1 protein-coding gene is annotated in these 1,033 nt (G+C 67.3%); it reads right to left on the bottom strand.

Annotated features, from left to right (window positions below):
- Positions 1-238: 238 nt before the first annotated feature.
- Complete coding sequence (locus EB084_26460) at positions 239-733, bottom strand: hypothetical protein (GenBank protein ID NDD31806.1); 495 nt, start codon at positions 731-733, stop codon at positions 239-241.
- Between the last annotated feature and the right edge of the window lie 300 nt (positions 734-1,033).

Below are 1,033 nucleotides of genomic sequence, written 5' to 3'. Positions count from 1 at the left end.
GGCCTGCTCGAGCAGGCCCGAGACGAGATTCGCGGCGGTGACGCGATCATGCCCCGCGCGAAGACCCGCCAGAATCGACGGGTAGAGGCTCGAGATGGCCATCAGCGCAAGGCCCAGCAGGAAACCCGCAAAGACGGTCTCCATGAGACTGAAGCCTCGGCCAGGCGTTGCACTGCGCATGACCTGGAAGCATTCGAGGCCCGTGCGGGGGTCTCCCTTGGCCCTCTGACGCGCGCGCCTACGCCGCGGCGCGATCGCTCCCCAGCGCAAGGAGCGCCACCAGGGCGGCTGCCGGGGCAGCCGCGGCCGAGAGGCTGGCCGAGACGCTCACCGACCCGCTGCCCGCGAAGCCGCTGTACCACGTGCTGCTGCCGTTGGCATTGCGCGAGATGCTCACGCTGCCCATGCCGGTGGTGCCGGTGATCCAGCCAGAGCGCTCATCGCCGCGCTCGTGCAGCGACACGAAACGCCCCGCGACCCAGCCGCTGATATCGGTGTCGAACCGCCCACCGGACTCGTTTCGGTGCACGCTGAGGCTCACGAAGTCGCCGCCCAGCATGCCGCTGATCTGACCGAATCCGTTGCCTCGCGACTCATGCAGGGAGACGAAGCGCCCGCCCAGAGAGCCGTTCACGTCGGCCCCGTTCTCGTCTTGATTGATGGAGGCGCTCAGGCTGCTCATTCCCACGAAACCATTGGCCCACCCGTTCACGCGCGTGCTGTCGGCGATCATCTGACACGTTCCTCTTCTGATGGTTTACGTGAGGATAGCATCAACGGGGGGGAAGGTTGTTGCCGAAAGGTTTCTGGTTTGCAACACAACGGAGGAGGGCCGCCTCGACGAAAGCGCGTAGTCGACGACCGATGCACGCGCACCTTCGGCTCTCGGCGGTGACACCGCCGCCAAAGCGCCCTTCCCCCTCTGCCACGCGCACGCTCCGGCGCTGGCTGCTTGCAGCGGCGTGCGTGTCCGCGCTGCTCGCGTGCGGATGTCAGAACCACGAGCCGAGCGTCTGGCGTGTGTCCCCCGGCT

It is taken from the genome of Pseudomonadota bacterium (assembly GCA_010028905.1).
GTDB lineage: Bacteria > Vulcanimicrobiota > Xenobia > RGZZ01 > RGZZ01 > RGZZ01.
The sequence above is the reverse complement of the archived record's forward strand: the minus strand, read 5'-3'. Positions and strand labels throughout refer to the sequence as shown.